Origin of the sequence: Streptomyces sp. NPDC006314 (assembly GCF_040613075.1) — a bacterium.
Taxonomy (GTDB): domain Bacteria; phylum Actinomycetota; class Actinomycetes; order Streptomycetales; family Streptomycetaceae; genus Streptomyces.
Genome location: NZ_JBEXRL010000009.1, coordinates 276,587 through 298,340 on the forward strand (window position 1 = coordinate 276,587; position 21,754 = coordinate 298,340).

Annotated in this window: 21 protein-coding genes, 1 pseudogene and 1 riboswitch; of the genes and pseudogenes, 12 read left to right on the plus strand and 10 right to left on the minus strand. The window is 71.8% G+C overall.

The genetic code is table 11. The annotated features are described in order from the left end of the window. Positions 1-58 precede the first annotated feature (58 nt). From ABZ079_RS19210 to ABZ079_RS19230, 5 genes are all read left to right on the plus strand, one after another. A complete protein-coding gene (locus tag ABZ079_RS19210) occupies positions 59-874 on the plus strand; it encodes an ATP-binding cassette domain-containing protein (protein ID WP_356940612.1) in 816 nt (271 codons plus the stop codon). Continuing rightward, positions 846-2,930, plus strand: coding sequence for a YhgE/Pip domain-containing protein (locus ABZ079_RS19215; protein ID WP_356940613.1), 2,085 nt, complete (start codon positions 846-848; stop codon positions 2,928-2,930). The genes ABZ079_RS19210 and ABZ079_RS19215 overlap by 29 nt, the downstream gene beginning before the upstream one ends. Positions 2,931-2,977: 47 nt before the next feature. Beyond that, complete coding sequence (locus ABZ079_RS19220; protein WP_356940614.1) at positions 2,978-3,607, plus strand: TetR/AcrR family transcriptional regulator; 630 nt, start codon at positions 2,978-2,980, stop codon at positions 3,605-3,607. 395 nt (positions 3,608-4,002) lie between these two features. Beyond that, complete coding sequence (locus tag ABZ079_RS19225) at positions 4,003-4,605, plus strand: DUF4126 domain-containing protein (RefSeq protein WP_356940615.1); 603 nt, start codon at positions 4,003-4,005, stop codon at positions 4,603-4,605. A gap of 58 nt (positions 4,606-4,663) precedes the next feature. Continuing rightward, positions 4,664-6,175 (plus strand): NAD(P)/FAD-dependent oxidoreductase, encoded by a 1,512-nt coding sequence (locus ABZ079_RS19230; RefSeq protein WP_356940616.1) that lies wholly within the window; start codon positions 4,664-4,666, stop codon positions 6,173-6,175. Positions 6,176-6,214: 39 nt separating this feature from the next. Here ABZ079_RS19230 and ABZ079_RS19235 read toward each other — a convergent pair whose 3' ends face one another. From ABZ079_RS19235 to ABZ079_RS19260, 6 genes are all read right to left on the minus strand, one after another. Next, the gene (locus tag ABZ079_RS19235; RefSeq protein WP_356940617.1) at positions 6,215-7,144 is read right to left on the minus strand and encodes a hypothetical protein; all 930 of its coding nucleotides are present in this window, start codon (positions 7,142-7,144) and stop codon (positions 6,215-6,217) included. Between the two features lie 56 nt (positions 7,145-7,200). After that, complete coding sequence (metF, locus tag ABZ079_RS19240) at positions 7,201-8,124, minus strand: methylenetetrahydrofolate reductase [NAD(P)H] (protein WP_356940618.1); 924 nt, start codon at positions 8,122-8,124, stop codon at positions 7,201-7,203. Between the two features lie 158 nt (positions 8,125-8,282). Next, positions 8,283-8,933, minus strand: coding sequence for a thiamine phosphate synthase (gene thiE / locus ABZ079_RS19245; RefSeq protein WP_356940619.1), 651 nt, complete (start codon positions 8,931-8,933; stop codon positions 8,283-8,285). A gap of 84 nt (positions 8,934-9,017) precedes the next feature. After that, positions 9,018-9,383: an Rv2175c family DNA-binding protein gene (locus ABZ079_RS19250; protein WP_030742629.1), complete on the minus strand. Its 366-nt coding sequence runs from the start codon at positions 9,381-9,383 to the stop codon at positions 9,018-9,020. Positions 9,384-9,590: 207 nt separating this feature from the next. Next, positions 9,591-10,778 carry an FAD-dependent oxidoreductase gene (locus ABZ079_RS19255; protein ID WP_356940677.1) on the minus strand — a complete coding sequence of 396 codons (1,188 nt, stop codon included), beginning with the start codon at positions 10,776-10,778 and terminating at the stop codon, positions 9,591-9,593. Positions 10,779-10,855: 77 nt separating this feature from the next. Then, complete coding sequence (locus tag ABZ079_RS19260) at positions 10,856-11,206, minus strand: hypothetical protein (RefSeq protein WP_356940620.1); 351 nt, start codon at positions 11,204-11,206, stop codon at positions 10,856-10,858. Positions 11,207-11,259: 53 nt separating this feature from the next. After that, positions 11,260-11,371, plus strand: a riboswitch (TPP riboswitch). Between ABZ079_RS19260 and thiO the strand changes: the two genes are divergently transcribed. The 6 genes and pseudogenes from thiO (at position 11,369) to ABZ079_RS19290 (ending at position 17,104) form a co-directional block, all read left to right on the plus strand. After that, positions 11,369-12,550 carry a glycine oxidase ThiO gene (gene thiO, locus ABZ079_RS19265; RefSeq protein WP_356940621.1) on the plus strand — a complete coding sequence of 394 codons (1,182 nt, stop codon included), beginning with the start codon at positions 11,369-11,371 and terminating at the stop codon, positions 12,548-12,550. (Overlaps the previous riboswitch by 3 nt.) Beyond that, complete coding sequence (thiS, locus tag ABZ079_RS19270) at positions 12,547-12,759, plus strand: sulfur carrier protein ThiS (RefSeq protein WP_356940622.1); 213 nt, start codon at positions 12,547-12,549, stop codon at positions 12,757-12,759. Before thiO ends, thiS begins: the two co-directional genes overlap by 4 nt. Positions 12,760-12,762: 3 nt before the next feature. Then, positions 12,763-13,554: pseudogene (locus tag ABZ079_RS19275) on the plus strand (thiazole synthase); the annotation flags it as partial. A gap of 91 nt (positions 13,555-13,645) precedes the next feature. Further along, complete coding sequence (gene pknB / locus ABZ079_RS19280; RefSeq protein ID WP_356940623.1) at positions 13,646-15,571, plus strand: Stk1 family PASTA domain-containing Ser/Thr kinase; 1,926 nt, start codon at positions 13,646-13,648, stop codon at positions 15,569-15,571. 57 nt (positions 15,572-15,628) lie between these two features. Continuing rightward, positions 15,629-16,507: a deoxyribonuclease IV gene (locus ABZ079_RS19285; protein WP_356940624.1), complete on the plus strand. Its 879-nt coding sequence runs from the start codon at positions 15,629-15,631 to the stop codon at positions 16,505-16,507. 75 nt (positions 16,508-16,582) lie between these two features. After that, entirely contained in the window at positions 16,583-17,104 is a 522-nt protein-coding gene (locus tag ABZ079_RS19290; RefSeq protein ID WP_356940678.1) for a DUF4396 domain-containing protein, read from the plus strand. A 19-nt stretch (positions 17,105-17,123) separates the two neighbouring features. Here ABZ079_RS19290 and ABZ079_RS19295 read toward each other — a convergent pair whose 3' ends face one another. Continuing rightward, positions 17,124-17,756: a sulfite oxidase-like oxidoreductase gene (locus tag ABZ079_RS19295; RefSeq protein WP_356940625.1), complete on the minus strand. Its 633-nt coding sequence runs from the start codon at positions 17,754-17,756 to the stop codon at positions 17,124-17,126. A gap of 176 nt (positions 17,757-17,932) precedes the next feature. On the opposite strand from ABZ079_RS19295, the gene bfr reads away from it, so the two are divergent. Next, on the plus strand, positions 17,933-18,412 hold the full coding sequence (gene bfr, locus ABZ079_RS19300) for a bacterioferritin (RefSeq protein WP_356940626.1): 480 nt from the start codon (positions 17,933-17,935) through the stop codon (positions 18,410-18,412). On the opposite strand, the gene ABZ079_RS19305 is transcribed toward bfr, so the two are convergent. The 3 genes from ABZ079_RS19305 to ABZ079_RS19315 all read right to left on the minus strand — a co-directional run bounded on the left by ABZ079_RS19305 (position 18,409) and on the right by ABZ079_RS19315 (position 21,715). Next, positions 18,409-18,633, minus strand: coding sequence for a (2Fe-2S)-binding protein (locus ABZ079_RS19305; protein ID WP_356940627.1), 225 nt, complete (start codon positions 18,631-18,633; stop codon positions 18,409-18,411). The genes bfr and ABZ079_RS19305 overlap by 4 nt on opposite strands. A 137-nt stretch (positions 18,634-18,770) precedes the next feature. Continuing rightward, on the minus strand, positions 18,771-20,120 hold the full coding sequence (locus ABZ079_RS19310; protein WP_356940628.1) for a class II 3-deoxy-7-phosphoheptulonate synthase: 1,350 nt from the start codon (positions 20,118-20,120) through the stop codon (positions 18,771-18,773). A 116-nt stretch (positions 20,121-20,236) separates the two neighbouring features. Then, entirely contained in the window at positions 20,237-21,715 is a 1,479-nt protein-coding gene (locus tag ABZ079_RS19315) for a hypothetical protein (RefSeq protein ID WP_356940629.1), read from the minus strand. Positions 21,716-21,754 lie beyond the last annotated feature (39 nt).

Here is a 21,754-nt window from a genome sequence, read left to right on the forward strand (position 1 = left end):
GTATTTTTGCACTGACCAGTCAGTTCAAATTTGCCAGGCAGGGGGGCTTGTGGACGGCATGGACGTCACAGCCGAAGGCCTCGGACTCAAGGGGCCACGGGGGTGGGCCTTCCGTGGCATCACCCTCGACGCGGAGCCCGGCTCACTGATCGCGATCGAGGGACCGTCCGGCTCCGGCCGTACGTGCCTGCTGCTCGCGCTCACGGGACGGATGAAGCCCACGGAAGGGGTGACCACCGTCGGCGGGTTCAAACTTCCCCGCCACATGGCGGCGTTGCGCCGCGCCAGCGCGGTGGCCAACGTGACCGGCGTGACCGACCTGGAGCCGGCCCTGACCGTAGGCGAGCACCTGCGGGAACGGGCGCTGCTGCAGCGCTGGTTCGGTGACTCCCTGCGCGAGGTGCTGCGGCCCCGCGCCCAGCGCGTGCACGAGGCGCGGCTGCGGGTCGACGCGGCCCTGGCCGCCGCCGGGCTCGACCTCGAAACGCTGCCCAAGGGCTCCCGGACGGCCGTGCGCGACCTGGACCGGCTCCAGGAACTGCGTCTGTCCGTGGCCCTGGCCCTGGTGGGCCGGCCCGGGTTGGTCGGTGTGGACGACATCGACATGAAGCTCTCGGACGCCGAACGCGCCGAGGTCTGGAACCTGTTGCGGTCACTCACGCGCGCGGGGACGACGACCGTGGCCGTGTGCCGCACCGCTCCCGAGGGGTGCGTGACCGTGTCGACGGGACGGCAGGACGCCGGCCGGAAGGACACCCGGCGGGCGGACACCGAGCGGGCGGGCATCGAGGCCGGCGGCGCCGAGGCGGACACCACACCGACCGGGCGGAAGGAGGATGCCGGCGATGCGCTCACCGAGGTTGGCCGCGCTTGAGCTGAGGCGCTTCGGGCGCGGGAGACTGCCGCGCGCCGCCCTGGTCGCCCTGCTCGTGCTGCCCCTGCTCTACGGCGCCCTGTACCTGTGGTCGTTCTGGGACCCCTACGGCCGGCTGGACCGCATCCCGGTGGCCCTGGTGAACGACGACAAGGGCGCCACGGCGGCCGGGAAGAAGGTCACCGCCGGCGACGACATCGTCGACGGGCTGCGCGACAGCCGGACCTTCGAGTGGCACGAGGTGAGCGACGAAGAGGCCCGCAAGGGCGTCGAGGACGGCACCTACTACCTGTCGCTGACCATGCCGGCCGACTTCAGCAGGCGGATCGCGTCCAGTTCCGGCGACTCCCCCGAGACCGGTGCCCTCCAGGTGCGCACCAACGACGCGAACAACTACATCGTCGGGCAGATCTCCCGCACCGTCTTCAGCGAGGTGCGCTCGGCCGCGTCCACGAAGGCGTCCCGGACCTTCCTGGACAAGATCTTCGTGTCCTTCTCCGACATCCACGACAAGACCGCCACCGCCGCCAAGGGCGCCGACCAGCTGAACAGCGGCATCGGGAAGGCGGAGAAGGGCTCCAAGGACCTCGCCGACGGGCTGAAGGACGCCAAGGGCGGCAGCGGCAAGCTGGCCAAGGGCCTGAATAAGCTCGACACGGGGGCCGGCGATCTGCAGGACGGTTCGCGGCAGGTCGCCGACGGCACCCAGACGCTCGCCGACAAGGTCAACGGCGTCTACGCCAAGGCGGGCCCGTTCGTGAAGACCAACGAGAAGACCATCGGGGACACCGCCAAGCTGGTCGCCGACTCGGCCAAGGCGGTCAAGGACAACCTCGACGTCCTGGTGAAGCTCGCGCCGGGCGCCGCCAAGACCGCCCACGCCTCCTCCGCCGTCCTCGACGAGGTCTACAGGGCGCGCTGCGACACCGCGACCATCCCCGACCCGGCCTGCCCGGATCTGAAGCGGGCCAAGAAGGCCGCCGCCGAGGTGGCCACCGTCGCCGACGACCTCAACACGCTGATCGCGGACCAGGACGGCGACCTGAAGACGATGCGGGACAACCTAGGCACGCTGCGGAAGCAGGCCGAGGCCCTCGAAGAGCGCGCTCCGCACCTCGCCGAGGACGTCGACGACGCCGTCAAGAAGATCAACAAGCTGAACGCCGGCGCGCACAAGGTCGCCGACGGGGCCGAGAAGCTGCACACCGGCCTCGGCACCGCCCGCAGCGGCGCGGTCAAGCTGGACAAGGGCATCGGCACCGCCGAGTCGGGCGCCCAGACCCTGAACGGCGGCCTGTACAAGCTGTCCGACGGCTCCGGGAAGCTGGCCGGCGGGCTGCACGACGGCGCGAAGAAGATCCCCGACTACGACAAGCAGGACCGCGACCAGCGCACCGGCGTGATGGCCGACCCGGTCCAGCTGGCCTCCCACGACCTGCACAAGGCGCCGAACTACGGCACCGGGTTCGCCCCGTACTTCATCCCGCTGTCGCTGTGGGTGGGTGCGATGGTGGCCTACATGCTGATCCCGCCGCTCAACCGGCGTGCCCTGTCCGCCGGTTCCTCCCCCTGGCGGATCGCACTCGCCGGCTGGCTGCCGGTGGTGGCGGTGGGCGTGCTGCAGGTGGCAGCCCTGATGGCCGTACTGCACTGGGCGATCGGTCTGCAGATGCTGCGCGCGGCCGGCACGATCGGCTTCCTGTTCCTGGTCGCGGCCTGTTTCGCGGCCATCGTTCAGTGGCTGAACGCCCGCTTCGGCGCGGCCGGCCGGATCCTGGTCCTCGCCCTGCTGATGCTCCAGCTGACCTCGGCGGGCGGCACGTACCCCGTGCAGACCAGCCCGGGCTTCTTCAACGCGATCCACCCGTTCCTGCCGATGAGCTACATCGTGGAGGCGCTGCGCCGGCTGATCACGGGCGGCGGGCTCGGCCCGGTCTGGCAGGCGTGCGGTGTGCTCACCGCGTTCACCGCGGGTGCCCTGGCGCTGACCGCCCTCGCGGCGCGGCGCCGCCAGGTGTGGACGCTGGACCGGCTGCACCCCGAGCTGAGCCTGTGATCCCCGCGGAGACTCGGCACGCGCGCGTACCTGTGAGAATCGGGGCCATGGAAAGCAGCAACGCCAGGTCCGGCGGCAGCACGCGCCGCGAGGCCACCCGGCAGAAGCTCTACGAGGCGGCCGTCACCCTCATCGCCGAGCAGGGCTTCTCCGCGACCACGGTGGACGAGATCGCCGAGCGGGCCGGGGTAGCGAAGGGCACGGTCTACTACAACTTCGCGAGCAAGTCGGTCCTCTTCGAGGAGTTGCTGAGGCATGGCGTGGGTCTGCTCACCGCCTCCCTGAGGGAGGCGGCCGAGCGGACGGCGCGTGCGGGCGGCAGCAAGGTGGACGCGCTGGACGCGATGATCCGGGCGGGCCTGGTCTTCATCGACCGCTACCCGGCCTTCACCCAGTTGTATGTGGCCGAGCTGTGGCGCACCAACCGGGCCTGGCAGTCCACGCTGATGGTGGTCCGGCAGGAGGCCGTCGCGGTGGTCGAGGGGGTGCTGCGCGGGGGCGTGGCCGCCGGCGAGTTCAGCGACGAGATCGATGTGCAGCTGACGGCGGCAGCGCTGGTCGGCATGGTCCTGGTGGCCGCGCTGGACTGGAAGGCGTTCCAGCCGGAGCGCTCCCTGGACGACGTCCACGCGGCCCTGTCCCGGCTGCTCCAGGGCCGGGTCAGCGGCAGGGGCTGAGCACCCCGGGGACTCTCCGAGCACCGCGCGCACGGGGAAGGCGCCGGTCCGCTGCCGGACCGGCGCCTTCCCCTTCCCCCGTGCTCCCCCGTACTTCCGCCCCGCACTCCCCCGTACGGGTTCCCCCACACGGACCCCCGTGACGGTCTTCCCCCGGGCCCCCGTGTCTCGCTTCCGCCGACGGATCGGCGGAAGGAGCGGCCGGTGGGCGGACCCCGTTCCGCCGCCCCGTGCCGGCGGTGCCGGGCCGCGCCCCCTGCCGTGCCTCCACTCTCCCGTCTCCGGGGCCGGCGCCCCATCCGCGCGCGTACTCATCTGACCGTCTAGGTACGCCTACTCAGCCGCCCGCGCGCGTGCCCACGACTCCGGCCCGCCGACTGGCTACGATCGCGTCCGTGTCCGTACTCCCTCTCGTCTTCACCAGTGGCTGGGCCAGCGGCATCAACGCCTACGCGGTGGTGCTGCTGCTCGGCCTGTTCGGTATGACGGGGGTGAGCGACGACGTCCCGCAGACGTTGCAGCGCCCCGAGGTGCTGATCGTCGCCGGCGTGCTGTTCCTGTGCGAGGCGGTGGCCGACAAGATCCCGTACGTCGACTCGGCGTGGGACTCGGTGCACACGGTGGTCCGGCCGCTGGCGGGCGCCTGGGTCGGTGTGCTGCTCGCCGGCCAGAGCGGCTCGCTCCCGGATGCGGCGGCCGGTCTGCTCGGCGGTTCGACGGCGCTGGCCAGCCACACCGTCAAGGCCGGGACGCGAATGGCGGTCAACACCTCGCCGGAGCCGTTCAGCAACCTCGTGCTGAGCCTCGCCGAAGATCTCGGGGTGGGCGGCCTCGTGTCGTTCGCGATGTTCCACCCGCGGGCGGCGGCGATCATCGCGGGCGTCCTGCTGGTGGGCGGGCTGCTGACACTGCTGTTCCTCGTCTCGCGGATCCGGCGTTTCCTGCGGCGCCGGGCCCAGCGGCGGGAGGAGCGGCGCCTGGCATCACGGGAGCCCTGACCTGCGCCGCAGCCGCCCGCCGACGGGATCGTCGGTGGCGGTCGATAAAGTCACGGGCATGGCACGGATTGCGGTGATCGGCGCCGGGATGGGCGCGATGGCGGCCGCTGCCCGGCTGGCCGTCGCGGGCCACCGGGTGGTGGTGTACGAGCGCACGGAGACGTACGGCGGTGCGGTGCGCCGGTTCGAGCGGGACGGGTTCGCCTTCGACACCGGCCCGGGGCTGCTGACGCTGCCCGCCGTGTACCGCGATCTGTTCGTCAAGACCGGCAAGGAGCCGCTGGAGGACTGCGTCGAACTGGTCCAGGTCGACCCGGCCGCGCGGCACGTCTTCGCGGACGGCACCGAGGTGTCCCTGCCGAACGCCTCGCGCGCGGGTGTGGTCGCGGCCCTGGACGAGGCACTCGGCGCGGGGGCGGGCGAGCGCTGGGGCGACTTCCTGGTGCGGGCCCGCGAGGCCTGGGACCGCACCCGCCGGCCGCTGCTGGAGGAGCCGCTGTGGCCCAACTGGCAGGTGCTCGCCGAGAAGGAGCCGTATCCGGCGGTTCCGCACAGACGGCTGCTGCGCACGCGGAAGGCGCGGACCGTGGCCGAGATCGGCTCCTGGGAGCTGCGCGACGAGCGCCTGGCGGACCTGCTGGGCAGTCAGGTGCTCGCGTACGGCCTCGAGCCCCGGACCGCTCCCGCGAGCGCGGCCGTGCTGCCGTACATGGAGCACGCTTTCGGCACCTGGTATGTGCGCGGCGGCATCCGCGCGTTGGCGCGCGCGGTGTACGAGCGGTGTGTGCAGCGGCGGGTGGAGTTCGTCTTCGGAGCCGAGGTGACCCGGATCGTGGAGAAGGAGGGCCGGGCCGCGGGCGTGGAGCTCACGGACGGCACGGTGGCCGACGCGGACCATGTCGTCGCCGACGTCGACCCGGCGCGGCTGCGGGCCCTGACGGGGCGTCCGCTGGATGCCGACGGTGACGTCCGGGCCGACCCGGTCGCCTCGCCGCCCACACGGTTCGGCCTGCTGCTCGCCCTGCGCGGCGGACGGGAGCCCGGAACCGCGCACCGCACGATCGTCCATCCGGCGGCTCCCGAGTCCGAGCTGGACTTCCTGGCCTCGCCGGGCGGCGACGTGCCCCCGTCGCCCACGGTGACCGTGCTGCGCCCCGATGACCCCGCGCTCCGGCCCGACGACGGGCACGAGTCCGTGGTGCTGTCCGCCGTGGTGTCGGCCGAGGCCCCCTGGGAGGACGAGAGCACGGTCCGGCGGTACACGGATCTGGTCCTCGAGGCCGCCGGGCGCGCCATACCCGGTCTGCGCGAGCGCCTGCTGTGGCACGAGGTGCGCGCACCCGGACACGTCGAGGGCGAGACGGGTGCCCGTTCGGGGGCCGTGCCCGCGCCGGCGCTCGCCTCCGGGCAGGGGCGTTTCCTGCACCCGGCGAACACCACCCGGCTGCCCGGTCTGTACCGGGTCGGCGGCTGGTCCCACCCGGGCGGCGGTCTTCCGCACGCCGGCATGTCGGGCGCGCTGGTGGCCGGGCTGATCGTGGAGGGGCCGGACTTCCGCGGCTCGCAGTGAGCCGGCCTCCGGTGGGCAGGTGAGCCGGGGCCCCGGGACTCAGAAGCGGTACTGCTCGTCGTACCCGGCGTCGGGCTGCGGCTGCTGCCTGCCCGCCTGGTACGGATAGGGCTGCTCCTGCGGGAGTTCGCCGCCGTAGGTCTCGTCGGTGCGCTGCTGCGGCACCCACACCCCGCCGGCCGGGGTCTCGCCGTGACCGCCGGTGGCGTACGGGTCCTGGGCGTAGCCCTGCTGGCCGTACTGCTGCTGCCCGTAGCCGGTGTCGTACGAGGTGCCGGCGTAGGACTGGGCGCCGATGTACGGGTCGGAGTAGTTGGCGTAGGCCTGCTGGCCGCTGGTGTCGTAGCCGTAGCTCTGCTCGCCGTAGCCCGAGTAGTCGTAGGCGTAGCTCTGGTCGGCGCCCTGGGGCTGGGTGGCGCCGGCGTACGTGGCGGTGTCGCCGTAGACGCCGTAGGAACCGGTGTCCTCGGGGAGGGGCTGGGGCTCGTAGACGGAGGTGGTCTCGGCGGCGGTCGGCTCGGCGGAGCGAGCCGGGGTGAAGACGTCGTCGCGGTCGTAGTCGTCGCGGTCGTAGTCGTCGTCGCCGTAGGCGAGACGCCCGTGGCCGTGGTCGTCGCGGTCGTCGGCGCCCTCGATTCCGGAGACCTCCGGGGCCGGGTCCTGGCGCTCCGCCTTGCCGCGACGGCGCTTGCTGCCGCCGCCGGTCCCGGCGTCGGGGCGCTTGACCGCCCAGCCGGCGGCGAAGCCGCGGCGGAACGACAGCGTCACGTAGGTCTGCCCGGTCGCGAAGGCGATCGCGCCCAGCCCGATCACGATGACGGACGGCATCAGCACGCCGAGCACCACACCGAGGAAGCCGACGAAGGCCAGCAGTCGCCAGCGCAGGCGTGCCTTGTACTGCAGCAGCACCTCGCCCAGCAACCACAGTGCGACGATGCCGAACGCGATGTAGAGGACCGTCCAGCCCATGTACGCCCCTCTCCCAGTGACCGCTACGCAGTGTGTCGTATCGCGGTGCGGCCGGTCTAGGCCTGCGGGGGGTGGTGCAGGCCCAGGTTCTCGTAGATTTCCAGGGTCGCCGTGGAGCTGTTGAGCGTGATGAAGTGCAGTCCGGGCACTCCCTCGGCCAGCAGCCGAGCGCAGAACTCCGTGGCGAACTCGATACCGATGGAGCGTACCGCCGCCGGATCGTCCTTCGCTGTGAGGATCCGCTCTTTCAGGGCGTCCGGGAAGACGGCGTTGCTGAGCCTGGGTAGCCGTTCCAGCATCTTCACGCTGGTCACCGGCAGGATCTCGGGGATGACCGGGGTGTCGCAGCCCGCGGCCACCACGCGGTCGCGCAGCCGCAGATACGACTCCGGCCGGAAGAACATCTGTGTGATGGCGTAGTCGGCGCCCGCACGGCACTTGTCCACGAAGTGGGCGACGTCGGCGTCCCAGTCCGCGGAGCGCGGGTGCATCTCCGGGAACGCGGCCACGCCCACGCAGAAGTCGCCCGACTCCTTGATGAGCCGGACGAGTTCGGCGGCGTAGGTCAGGCCCCGGGGGTGCGGCACCCAGTCGCCCATGGGGTCGCCGGGCGGGTCGCCGCGCACGGCGAGCATGTTGCGGATGCCGGCGTCCGCGTACTGGCCGATGATGTTGCGCAGTTCGGCGATGGAGTGGTCGACCGCGGTGAGGTGGGCGACCGGGGTGAGCGTGGTGTCGGCGACGATCTGCTGGGTCTCCTTGACGGTGCCCGCGCGGGTCGAGCCGCCGGCGCCGTAGGTCACGGAGACGAAGTCGGGGGCGACCGCCTCGACCCGCCGGAGCGCGGTCCACAGGTTCCGCTCACCCTTGGGGGTCTTCGGCGCCGAGAACTCGAACGAGTACGTCGTCTTGCCGGTGGCGAGGATGTCGCGCACAGTGCGTGCGCGATCAGTCCTGGTGGATGCGGTTCCGAGGGCCATACCCGCAGGTTAGCCAGGGGTGGGCGGTCCCCCAACCGGACACCGGAAATTTGCCCGATTTGTCGAGTTCCTGTCCAGTGGGTGGACAGGAGGCCTCGCCCCGGGACCCACCGGACCCGCTACCGAGCGCGACGACCACCGCCGGAGGCGGACGACCGCTACCGGGCGTCCCGCAGCCGCTTGGCGAACTGCGCCGCCGCGGCGCCCGGGTCGTCCGCCTCGGTGAGCGCGCGGACCACGACCACCCGGCGGGCGCCGGCGTCCAGCACCTCGTCCAGGTTGCCCAGGTCGATGCCGCCGATGGCGAACCAGGGGCGGTCGGTGCCGAGGCCGGCCGTGTAACGGACCAGATCGAGGCCGGGCGCGTGCCGGCCGGGTTTGGTGGGGGTGGGCCAGCACGGTCCGGTGCAGAAGTAGTCCACGCCCTCCTGGACGGCGGCCGCGGCGGCCTCCGTTTCGGCGTGCGTGGAGCGGCCGATCAGCACGCCGTCACCGAGTATCGCGCGGGCCGCGGGGACCGGCAGGTCGCCCTGGCCGAGGTGCAGCACCCCGGCGCGGGCGGCGTGCGCGACGTCCGCCCGGTCGTTGACCGCGAGCAGCTTGCCGTGCCGGGCGCAGGCGTCGGCGAACACCCGCAGGTGCTCCAGCTCCTCGGCGGCCTCCATGCCCTTGTCGCGCAGTTGCACGATGTCGACACCGCCGGCCAGGACCGCGTCCAGGAAATCGGCGAGGTCACCCTGGCGCTTGCGGGCGTCCGTGCACAGGTACAGGCGGGCGTCGGCGAGCGCGGCGCGGGCGGTGTCGGACATGCGCGGGTCCCCCGTGGTCGGTGTCTGGTTCTACGGGTGGCGTGCGGGCTCGGGTCCGCACGCCACCCCCTGTCGCGGTTCGGCTCAGACGGCGAGCGCCTGGGCGCGGCGCTTCACCTCCGTGCCGCGATTCTCGCTCAGGGCCTGCGCGGGGGTGCCGGGCAGGGTCGGGTCGGGGGTGAAGAGCCACTCGATCATCTCTTCGTCCGTGAAGCCGTCGTCCCGCAGGAGCGTCAGGGTCCCGGACAGGCCCTTGACGACCTTGTCCCCGTCGATGAAGGCGGCGGGGACGTGCAGCGCCCGGTTCTCACCTCGGCGTACGGCGATGAGCTGGCCCTCCTTGACCAGCTGCCGCACACGCGTCACCTCGACGCCGAGCTGTTCGGCGATGTCGGGGAGGGTGAGCCAGGCAGGGACGAGAGCATCGATCTTTGCGTCAATCTCGGTCACGGGATCTAGCCTGCCATCCCTCACTGACAGTCGGAAGCCAGGCAGGTCCACGTGGGCGCCCCGCCGGGTGCCGTGACGGGCTCCGCCCGGCGCCGTGAGGGGCCGTCGGCCGGGTGCGGCGCCGTTGTGGCTGGTCACGCCCGTGTGGCGGAGCCGCCTATCAGCACAGCCCCGCGCCCCCTGCCGGACGCTGTCCCAGGGCGCCGGTCAGTCGGCCGTGGCGTCCTTCAGGGGGCGGCCCGGGTCGGCCAGTGCGGCCGCGTCCATGTGGCGGCCGGCCTCGATCAGCCGGCGCCCCTGGGCCAGGTCGCGCGGGCGGCCCACGGCCAGCAGGGCCACCAGCCGGTCCTCGCGCAGCCAGCACACCGTCCAGGCCGGGCCCGCCGGGTCACCGCGCCACACCAGGCGGTCGGCCGCGGCGTGGTGGCCGGCGTACTGGACGAAACGGCCGAACTGCTCCGACCAGAAGTACGGCACGGGATCGTAGACCGCCGGGGTCTCGCCGAGGATGTTCGCGGCGACCGTGCGGGGGCCCTGCAGGGCGTTGTCCCAGTGGTGGACGAGGAGCCGTTCGCCGTAGCGGGCCGAGGGGAAGGAGGCGCAGTCGCCGACGGCGTACACGTCCTCGGCACAGGTGCGCAGGTGGGCGTCGGCGAGGACCTCGCCGTGCGGGCCCAGCTCGATGCCGGAGCCGGCCAGCCAGCCGGTGGCGGGGCGGGCACCGATGCCGACGACGACGGCGCCCGCGGGCAGCCGCGTGCCGTCGGCGAGCACTACCGCGCCGGGCTCGACGTGCTCCACGCGCGCGTGGGTGCGCAGTTCGGTGCCGCTGTCGGCGTACCAGGCGGCCATGGGCGCGGCCACCTCGGCGGGCAGGGCACCCGGGAGCGGCCGCCCGGCGGCCTCGACGACGGTCACGGCGCAGCCCGCCTCCCGGGCCGCCGTGGCGAACTCGGCGCCGATCCAGCCGGCGCCGACGACCACGATGTCGTGCTGCCGGGCGAGCACGGGCCGCAGCCGTGCGGCGTCGTCCAGGGTGCGCAGCAGGTGCACGCCGGGCACTCCCTCGGTACCGGGCAGGGTGATCGGTTCCGCGCCGGTGGCGAGGACCAGGACGTCGTACGCCACCGGACCCGCCTCGGTGTCCAGCTCGTGCTCGGCGGTGCGCAGGCCCAGCACCTCGCAGCCGAGCCGCAGCTCGACGCCGAGCGCCTCGAAGTCCACGTCGAAGGCGGAGTCCTCGGCCTTGCCGAGCAGCACGGCCTTCGACAGCGGCGGCCGGTCGTAGGGCTGGTGCGGCTCGGCGCCGATGACGGTCACGGCACCCTTGAAGCCCTGTTCCCGCAGCGCGACCGCGGTCTGCACCCCGGCCATGCCCGCGCCCACGACGACCACGCGCCGTTCCGGTGACGGGCTCGCTCCCGTTCTCTGCTCGCTCACCCGATCACCATAGACAACTGATCGATCGTCAGTCAGTGGGTGTGCTCGGTGACCTGGTCCACCATGCTCGTGCCGGATCCCGGCCGTGACTCCCACTCCCAGGTCTCCTCCAGCCGCACCCGTCCGTCGGGCAGCTCCACGACCGCCGACACACAGTGCCCGGAGGCGGTCGTCCCGTCGGTCCTGAGCTGCACGTACCGGAAGTCCAGCCGGTCGCCCTCGCGGGTGCCGACCAGATGGCCGCGCACGACGTCACCGCCCGCGTACTCGGCCCAGATCCCGCCGTCCTGCTCGTGGTAGGCGAACCGGGTGCGGGTGCCCACCTGACCTGGGGCTTGGTCGGCGACGGGGGCGAAGGTCAGTCCGTCGAGCGAGCGGGCCATGGGCGGGGGCTCCCTTACGGGTGATGGGCGCTGCGGGCTAGGGTGGCCACCGTACAAGCACTCGCGGGAGCCCGGACGCACCGGGCTGAGAGGGAGGCTGGCGGCCTCCGACCGTACGAACCTGATCCGGGTCATGCCGGCGAAGGGAGGGGCTGGACGCCCATGTCGCCACGTACGTCCGACGTCCTCGTCATCGGGGGCGGAGTCATCGGCCTGGTCACGGCCTGGCGCGCGGCGCAGCGCGGGCTCGCCACAGCCGTGGTGGACCCCGAGCCCGGCGGCGGGGCCGCGCGGGTCGCGGCCGGGATGCTGGCCGCGGTCACCGAACTGCACTACGGCGAGGAGACGCTGCTCGCCCTGAACCTGGAATCGGCCCGCCGGTATCCGGACTTCGCGGCCGAGCTGGCCGAACTGACCGGCCGCGACCTCGGCTACCGCCGCTGCGGCACCCTCGCGGTCGCGCTCGACGCCGACGACCGCGCCCACCTGCGCGAACTGCACGCGCTGCAGCAGCGCTCGGGCCTCGAGTCGGTATGGCTGTCGGGGCGGGAGTGCCGGCGCCTGGAGCCGATGCTGGCGCCCGGGGTGCGCGGCGGACTGCGGGTCGACGGCGATCACCAGATCGACCCGCGGCGACTGGCGGCGGCCCTGGTGAGCGCGTGCGAGAGCGCCGGAGTGGAGTTCCACCGGGTGTGGGCCGAACGCCTCGATGTCGTACGGGACCGGGCCGCCGGCGTCACCACGGCGGACGGCACCGGGCTGCGCGCGGAGCAGGTCGTGCTCGCCGCCGGGAGCATGAGCGCACGACTCGCGGGCGTGCCGGACGCGCTGCTGCCGCCGGTACGGCCGGTGAAGGGGCAGGTGCTCCGGCTGACCGTGCCCCGCCGGTTCGCGCCGTTCCTTAACCGGACCGTGCGGGCCGTGGTCCGCGGCAGCCACGTCTATCTGGTGCCCCGTGAGAACGGCGAACTGGTCGTCGGCGCGACCAGCGAGGAACTGGGCTGGGACACGACGGTCACGGCGGGCGGCGTGTACGAGTTGCTGCGCGACGCGCATGAACTGGTGCCGGGGATCACCGAGCTGCCCCTCACCGAGACCCGGGCGGGGCTGCGCCCAGGCTCCCCCGACAACGCGCCGATGCTCGGCCCGACCGGCCTGGACGGGCTGCTGCTGGCGACCGGGCACTACCGCAACGGGGTGCTGCTCACGCCGGTCACCGGGGACGTCCTGGCGCATGCGCTGGTCGCCGGTGAACTCCCCGAGGTGGCACGCCCGTTCACGCCGAAGCGCTTCGGTGCCGTACCGCCGGAGCGGCCCGCACGCCTCCTGGAGCAGCCCGCATGACCATGTCCGTCACCATCTCCGTCAACGGGGAGCGCCGGGAGATCGCCCCGGGCACCGCTCTCGACTCCCTCGTCAGGACCCTCACCGCGGCGCCCTCCGGGGTGGCGGCCGCCGTCAACGAGACCGTCGTCCCGCGCACGCAGTGGGCGGCCACCGCGCTCGCCGACGGCGACCGCGTCGAAGTCCTCACCGCCGTCCAAGGAGGCTGACCCATGGCCGACGACCCCTTCGTCCTCGGCGGTGTGCCCTTCGGCTCCCGCCTGATCATGGGTACGGGCGGTGCGCCCAGCCTGGATGTCCTGGAGCGGGCGCTGACCGCCTCCGGTACGGAGCTGACCACGGTCGCGATGCGGCGGGTGGACCCCTCCGTGCACGGTTCGGTGCTGTCGGTGCTGGAGAAGCTGGGCATCCGGGTGCTGCCGAACACGGCCGGCTGCTTCACGGCCGGGGAGGCCGTGCTGACCGCCCGGCTGGCCCGGGAGGCGCTGGGCACGGACCTGATCAAGCTGGAGGTCATCGCCGACGAGCGGACGCTGCTGCCGGACCCGGTGGAGCTGCTGGAGGCGGCGGAGACGCTGGTCGACGACGGTTTCACGGTGTTGCCGTACACCAACGACGATCCCGTGGTCGCGCGGAAGCTGGAGGACGTGGGCTGTGCGGCGGTGATGCCGCTGGGCTCGCCGATCGGATCCGGGCTGGGCATCCGCAATCCGCACAACTTCCAGCTGATCGTGGAGCACGCGCGTGTGCCGGTGATCCTGGACGCGGGGGCCGGTACGGCGTCCGACGTGGCGCTGGCGATGGAGCTGGGGTGCGCGGGGGTCATGCTGGCCTCCGCGGTGACCCGGGCACAGGAGCCGGAGACGATGGCCGCCGCCATGAAGCACGCCGTGGAGGCGGGCCGGCTGGCCCGGCTGGCGGGGCGGATCCCGCGCCGCCACTTCGCCGAGGCCTCCTCCCCCACCGAGGGGCGCGCGCACCTGGACCCCGAGCGCCCCGCCTTCCAGTCGCGCGACAGTCACAGCTCTGCTGCATTCCGCCCCCGCGGCGGCGCAGGGGGCGGGAGTGTCGGCCGCCCCTCGTAGACTCCCCTGCGTGGATACGACCCTTCAGGACCCCCTCGTCGGGCAGGTGCTCGACGGCCGTTACCGCGTCGAAGCGCGGATCGCGGCGGGCGGGATGGCCACGGTCTACCGGGCCCTGGACACCCGCCTGGACCGCGTCCTCGCGTTGAAGGTGATGCACCCGACGCTCGCGGTCGACGGGTCCTTCGTCGAGCGGTTCATCCGGGAGGCGAAGTCCGTGGCCCGGCTCGACCACCCCAACGTGGTGCAGGTCTTCGACCAGGGCACCGACGGGTCGTACGTGTACCTGGCGATGGAGTACGTCCCCGGGTGCACCCTGCGGGACGTACTGCGCCGGCGGGGCGCGGTGCAGCCGCGGGCCGCGCTGGACATCCTGGAGCCGGTGCTGGCCGCGCTCGGCGCCGCGCACCGGGCCGGGTTCGTGCACCGTGACATGAAGCCCGAGAACGTCCTGATAGGGGACGACGGGCGGGTCAAGGTCGCCGACTTCGGGCTGGTGCGGTCGGTGGACACCGTGACCAGCACGACGGGTGCCGTCCTCGGCACCGTGTCGTATCTCGCGCCCGAGCAGATAGAGCAGGGCACCAGCGACCCGCGCGTCGACGTGTACGCGTGCGGTGTCGTGCTCTACGAGATGCTGACGGGCGGGAAACCGCACTCCGGGGAATCCCCCGCCCAGGTGCTCTACAAGCACATCCACGAGGACGTGCCGCCACCCTCGGTGCTCGTGCCGGGACTGCCGTACGAGCTGGACGAGCTGGTCGCGTCGGCGACGGCGCGCAACCCGGATGTCCGCCCGCACGACGCCGTGGCCTTCCTCGGCCAGGTGCGCGAGGCGCGCCGGGCGCTGACCGGCGAGCAGCTGGACGCGGTGCCGCCGCAGGCGCTGACCGCGGAGCACGACAACGCCGAGGACCGGACGAGCGTGATACCCCGCTCGCTGACCGTGCCCCGGCCGCTGCCCGTGCAGGAGGAGCCTGCCGCCGGGGGTGGCGTCCGGCACACCAGCCGGCTCCAGGCACCGCCCGTGCCTTCCGTGCCGTCCCGCCGTCCGCGGCGCCTGGTGCTGACGGTCGTCGCCGCCGTGCTGGCGGTGTTCGGCATGGGCGCCGGGGTCTGGTACATCAACTCCGGCCAGTTCACGAAGGTCCCGCCGCTGCTGTCGAAGACGGAGGCGCAGGCGAAGGAGCGGCTGGAGGCGGCCGGTCTGGACGTCGGGCAGGTCGAGCGGGCGTACAGCGACACCGTCAAGCGGGGCACGGTCATCAGCACCGACCCGGCGCCCGGCGCCCGCATCCGGGACCACGACTCGGTGACGCTGACCGTCTCGCTCGGCCCGGAGACGGTGAACGTGCCGGATCTGGCGGGACAGCCGCTCGCCGAGGCGCAGGCGCGGCTGAAGGCGGACGGTCTCGAGCCGGGCATGGTCACCCGGGAGTTCAGCGAGGACATCCCCAAGGGCTCGGTGATCGCCACGACGCCGCAGGCGGGCACCAGGCGGCACGCCGGTTCGGCGATCGCGCTGACCGTCAGCAAGGGCAGCCCGATCGACGTTCCGGACGTGACCGGCGAGGACCTGGACGAGGCCCGCCAGGAGCTGACGGACGCGGGGCTGAGGGTGAAGGTCGCCACCGAACGGGTCAACTCCGACCACGACAAGGGCAAGGTCGCCGCGCAGAGCCCGCATGACGGCAGCCGGGCCGCCGAGGGCGACACGGTGACGCTGACGCTGTCCAAGGGCCCGGAGATGATCGAGGTCCCGGACGTGGTGGGTTCCAGCGTGGACGACGCGACGGAGCGGCTCGAGGCCCTCGGCTTCGAGGTGGACGAGGACCGCGGGCTGCTCGGGCTGTTCGGCGACACCGTGAAGAAGCAGTCGGTGGCGGGCGGCGACAAGGCGCCCAAGGGGTCGACGATCACGATCACCATCCGGTGACGGGGGTCACCGGGGACCGGGGTCCGGGGTCCGGGGCGGGCGTGACACCCTGAACGGGTGAGTGCCGAGCAGTCCTCTCTCCCCCGAAACCCCGTTGGCGGTCATGTCCCCGTGGCCGGCGGCCTGCATTCCGTGGGGCTGTCGTACGCCCGCGACCTGAAGGCCGAGACCGTGCAGGTCTTCGTCGCCAACCCGCGCGGCTGGGCCACGCCCGCCGGGAACCCGCGGCAGGACGAGGCGTTCCGCGCGGAGTGCGCCGAGGAGTCGATTCCGGCGTACGTCCACGCGCCCTATCTGATCAACTTCGGCTCGCACACCGAGGCGACCGTGGAGCGGTCGGTGGAGTCCCTGCGGCACTCGCTGCGGCGCGGGCGGGAGATCGGCGCGCTGGGTGTGGTCGTGCACACCGGCAGCGCGACCGGCGGGCGGGCGCGGGAGGTGGCGCTGAAGCAGGTGCGCGCGTATCTGCTGCCTCTGCTGGACGAGCTGACCCACGACGACGACCCGTTCCTGCTGCTGGAGTCGACCGCCGGGCAGGGCGCCTCGCTGTGCTCGCGGACCTGGGACTTCGGGCCGTACTTCGAGGCGCTGGACGCCCATCCGAAGCTGGGTGTGTGCCTCGACACGTGTCACATCTTCGCCGCCGGGCACGACCTGACCGGGCCGAGCGGCATGCACCAGACCCTGGACCTGCTGGTGGACACGGTCGGGGAGGGCCGGCTGAAGCTGATCCACGCCAACGACTCCAAGGACGTGGCCGGCGCGCACAAGGACCGGCACGAGAACATCGGCGCCGGTCACATCGGGGAGGCCCCTTTCCGCGCCCTGATGACCCACCCGGCGACCGCGGGCGTCCCGCTGATCATCGAGACGCCGGGCGGCAAGGAGGGGCACGCGGCGGACGTGGAGCGGCTGAAGAAACTCCGGGATTGCTGAGCCGTCAGGAATACCCCTGGGGGGTACATGGTTCCTGTGAGTCGCAGGATCCGCTACTCGCGATCGGGGGAACTCATGGAGCACATGGCCCACGGGCACCAGGAGCACACGGCGCACGACCACCCTCACGACCACTCCGCCCACCATGGCCACACCCCGGCGGCCACCTGGTCCACCGCCGCCCAGGCCACCCTGCACTGCCTCACCGGCTGCGCCATCGGCGAGGTGCTCGGCATGGTCATCGGTACGGCCCTCGGGTGGGGCAACCTGCCGACCATGGTGCTGGCGGTCGTCCTGGCCTTCGCCTTCGGCTACTCGCTCACCCTGCGCGGGGTGCTGCTGGCCGGCGTCGACTTCCGTACGGCGTTCCGGGTGGCGCTGGCCGCTGACACGCTGTCCATCGCGGTGATGGAGCTGATCGACAACGGCGTGATCCTGCTGTGGCCGTCCGCGATGGACGCCATGCTGAGCGATGCCCTGTTCTGGATATCGCTGGCGATCTCGCTCGTGATCGCCTTCGTGGTGACCACCCCGGTCAACAGGTGGATGATCGGGCGGGGCAAGGGGCACGCCGTGGTGCACCGGTACCACCACTGACGCGCCCGGGGACCAGGAGTCAGAGCTCGGGGCCGTCCCCGGGCTCCTCCTGGTAGGAGTAGCGCTGCTCCCTCCAGGGGTCGCCGATGTTGTGGTAGCCGCGCTCCTCCCAGAAGCCGCGACGGTCGGCGGTCATGTACTCCACACCGCGGACCCACTTCGGGCCCTTCCAGGCGTACAGGTGGGGCACGATCAGGCGGACCGGGAAGCCGTGCTCGGCGGTGAGGAGTTCCCCGTCCTTGTGGGTGGCGAAGATCGTACGGTCCGAGGCGAAGTCCGCCAGGCGCAGGTTCGAGCTGAAGCCGTACTCCGCCCAGACCATCACATGGGTGACGTCCGGCGCCGGCGGGGCCAGGTCCAGGATCACGCGGGCCGGGATGCCGCCCCACTCCGCGCCGACCATGCTGAACTTCGTCACGCAGTGCAGATCGGCCACCACGGTGGTGTACGGCAGGGCCGTGAACTCCTCGTGGTTCCAGGTGCGCTTGTCGCCGTCGGCGGTGGCGCCGAAGACCCGGAACTCCCAGCGCTCGGGCCGGAACTTGGGGACGGGCCCGTAGTGCGTGACCGGCCAGCCGCGCTGGAGCCGCTGACCCGGCGGAAGCTCGGACCCTGCCGCTGCTCCAGACTCTCGCTCCACCGGATGACCCATGTATCCATCCTGACAGACCTCGGGCAGTGCCCTTGACCACCCGCCCCCGAACCGGACATGAGCCATTAACCAAGCACATACTTACTAAGTACGCACTTACTGGACGATCTTCTCCGCCGGTGCAATCATGCCGCCGCACACCTCCCCGTCCCTTCGTGTGGAAGGAGCCCGCTGCGATGCAGGGCGACCCCGAGGTCATCGAGTTCCTCAACGAGCAGCTCACCGCCGAGCTGACCGCGATCAACCAGTACTTCCTGCACGCGAAGATGCAGGAGAACTTCGGCTGGACGAAGCTCGCCAAGTACACGCGGCACGAGTCGTTCGACGAGATGAAGCACGCTGAGGTGCTCACCGACCGGATCCTGTTCCTGGAGGGGCTGCCCAACTACCAGCGGCTGTTCCACGTGCGGGTGGGGCAGACGGTCCGGGAGATGTTCGAGGCGGACCGGCAGATCGAGGTGGAGGCGATCGACCGGCTCCGGCGGGGCATCAAGGTGATGCGCGAGAAGGGCGACATCACGTCGGCGAACATCTTCGAGGACATCCTCGCCGACGAGGAACACCACATCGACTACCTCGACACCCAGCTGGAGCTGCTGGACAAGCTCGGGGAGGCGCTCTACATCGCCCAGCTGATCGAGCAGCCGGAGGGCTAGGCCGCCTCGTCCAGGGGGGTCAGGATGGGCCGGCCCTGCTCGGCGAGCTCCCGGCGCGGGCAGGCGCCACGGCCGAGGATGGCCTGGATGCGGCGTACGCACGATCCGCAGTCGGTGCCGGCCTTGCACGCGGAGGCAATCTGGCGCGGGGTGCAGGCCCCGTTCTCCGCATGCTGCTGGACCTGCTTCTCGGTGATGCCGAAGCAACTGCAGACGTACACGCGGCACACCTCCCGACGGGATCGCTGTCTTGCTGCCATCCCGTTTCCCGGTGAGGCAAACCTAACCTTACCCGCCCCCCCGGTACCCGCAAAAGTGGGTGGGGCGCGGATCGGGTGTGATCCGCGCCCCAGGGTGACTACTGGTCGCGGTACATCTCGGCGACGAGGAACGCCAGGTCCAGCGACTGGCTGCGGTTCAGGCGCGGGTCACAGGCCGTCTCGTAGCGCTGGTGCAGGTCGTCGACGAAGATCTCGTCGCCGCCGCCCACGCACTCGGTGACGTCGTCGCCGGTCAGCTCCACGTGGATACCGCCCGGGTGGGTGCCGAGCGCCTTGTGGACCTCGAAGAAGCCCTTGACCTCGTCGAGCACGTCGTCGAAGCGGCGCGTCTTGTGCCCGGAGGCCGCCTCGAAGGTGTTGCCGTGCATCGGGTCGGTCACCCAGGCCACGGTCGCACCGGACGCCGTGACCTTCTCCACCAGCTCGGGGAGGCGGTCGCGGATCTTGTCGGCGCCCATGCGGACGACGAAGGTCAGCCGGCCCGGCTCCCGCTCGGGGTCGAGGCGGTCGATGTACTGCAGCGCCTCCTCGGCCGTCGTGGTCGGGCCGAGCTTGATGCCGATCGGGTTGCGGATCTTCGAGGCGAACTCGATGTGCGCGTGGTCCAGCTGCCGGGTGCGCTCACCGATCCACACCATGTGCGCGGAGACGTCGTACAGCTTGCCGGTGCGGGAGTCGACCCGGGTCAGGGCGGACTCGTAGTCCAGCAGCAGCGCCTCGTGCGAGGAGTAGAACTCGACGGTCTTGAACTCCTCCGGGTCGGTGCCGCAGGCCCGCATGAAGTTCAGCGCGTTGTCGATCTCGCGCGCGAGCTGCTCGTAGCGCTGGCCCGACGGCGAGGTCCGCACGAAGTCCTGGTTCCAGGCGTGCACCTGGCGCAGGTCGGCGTAACCGCCGGTGGTGAAGGCGCGCACCAGGTTCAGCGTGGACGCCGAGGCGTGGTACATGCGCTTCAGCCGCTCCGGGTCCGGGATGCGGCTGGCCTCGGTGAAGTCGAAGCCGTTGACGGAGTCGCCCCGGTACACCGGGAGCGTCACGCCGTCGCGGGTCTCGGTCGGCTTGGAGCGCGGCTTGGAGTACTGCCCCGCGATCCGGCCGACCTTCACCACGGGCACGGAGGCCGCGTAGGTCAGGACGGCACCCATCTGGAGGAGCGTCTTGAGCTTGTTGCGGATCTGGTCGGCGGACACCGCGTCGAAGGCCTCGGCGCAGTCGCCGCCCTGGAGGAGGAACGCCTCTCCCTTGGCGACGGCCGCCATCCGGGCGCGCAGCTGGTCGCACTCGCCCGCGAAGACGAGCGGCGGATACGACTCGAGGTCCGCGATCACTGCGCGCAGAGCCTCGGGGTCGGGGTACTCGGGCTGCTGCGCCGCGGGCAGGTTTCGCCAGGTGTTGCCAGCGCTGGGGCTGGTTGCGTTCACGGTCACGCCGTCAACATTACGGGGTCACCGCAGGCGTCCAAGCGCCGGCTCAAAAGATGAGACGGACGGGTCCGCCGCGTGGCCTGCGCGCGGCGGACCCGTTCCGGGCGGTCACTCGGGGGTCAGTGCCGGTTCTGTACCGCGGGGTCGGTGAAACCGACGGAGAAGACGGCGCGCAGGGAGAGGTTGTCCGCTCCCTTGTAGTCCTTGCACACGTCGTCCTCGCTCACCGGGGCGGCGGGGACGAACTCGTCATGGGCAGCCTTGAGGTCGGTGCCCGCGCAGAAGCCCTCGGTCAGCCCCCACACCTCGTCGACCTGGGTGGCGTCGAGCTTCGGCCAGTAGCTGAGAGCCTGGGGCGGGCCCGCCGCCCAGTTGCCGCCGGCCGCGCAGGACGTCGCGGCCCGGGTGTCGCCCACCCAGGTGTGCGAGTACACGCCGGGCACGGTGCCGCACCCCTTGTGGAAGCCGAAGTTCAGCACACCCTGGCCGTCGGTCCAGGTCATACCGCCCTGCAGGCCCCGGTAGCGAGAGGCTGCGTAGGCGTCCTGGATCACGGTTCTGCCGCCGGACATGGTGAGCAGGCCCGGGTACGACGAGGCGCTGGCCGGGTTCAGCTGGTACCGCACCACGCGGCCGCCGTCGACGTAGCCCTGCCACTCACCGGCGACCAGCTTGAACGGGCCGCCGCCGGTCTTGTCCAGCGAGAGCCAGGAGAAGCACAGCTGCTGGGGGTCGATGGTGTGGCCCGAGCAGTCGGACGGCGTGCCCGCCTGCCGGTAGTAGTGGACCTCCGGCAGGACGTACGGATAGCCGCAGGCGCTGGACCGGCCGGCACCGTCGATGCCGTAGGTGCTCACGTCGGAGCCGTAGGTGTCGACCTTCGCGAGCTTGTTGATGTCGAAGACCCGGATGCCGTTCGAGGTGTCCGTCACGTAGATGTAGTTCGCGTACCAGACGATGCCGCCGCCGTGGCCGGTCACGTACTTGAAATCACTACCCGAGCCGGTGGGCTCGGCGAGCAGGACGTGGCGGTACTTGCGGGTGTCCCGGTCGAGGAAGGTCAGCTTGAGCAGGTTGTTGGTCTTGCAGCCCGCGGAGGTCTCGTGGCTGAGCGTCCGGTAGTGCCAGGAGACCGCCGCCACGTGCCTGCCCTGGATGGCGCCGTCGGCACCGTCGGCGGTGCCCGTGGTGCTCAGGCCCTGGGGCCACCAGTGCGGACTGGTGTCGTCCGTGTGGGCGCTCGACCAGCACCAGGCGGTCTTGGTGCCCGCGGGGGGCAGCGCCTTGGTCTCGGTGCCGGTACAGGAGCGCATCGAGCGCAGGTTCAGCCAGTCGTCGGTCGCCCCGGAGGAGTTCTTCGTGTAGTCGGTGGTGACGACGTCGGAGAGGCCGGCGTGGTGGGTGAGGTGGTTGTTGTACAGGTTGTCCGTGGCCGAGACGTAGCTGGTGTCGGTCAGCTTGAACTGGTCGGCGCCGAGCGAGAGTTTCGTCATCGTCGGCGAGTCCGCAGCCGATGCGGGCTGCGCCGTGAGGCCGGTCAGCAGCGCCGCGGTGGCCGCCATCCAGGCCAGCAGCCTGGATCCCCGTATGAGTCCCATGCACACCTTCCGTGGAGTCGAGTGGGACATGTCAAATAC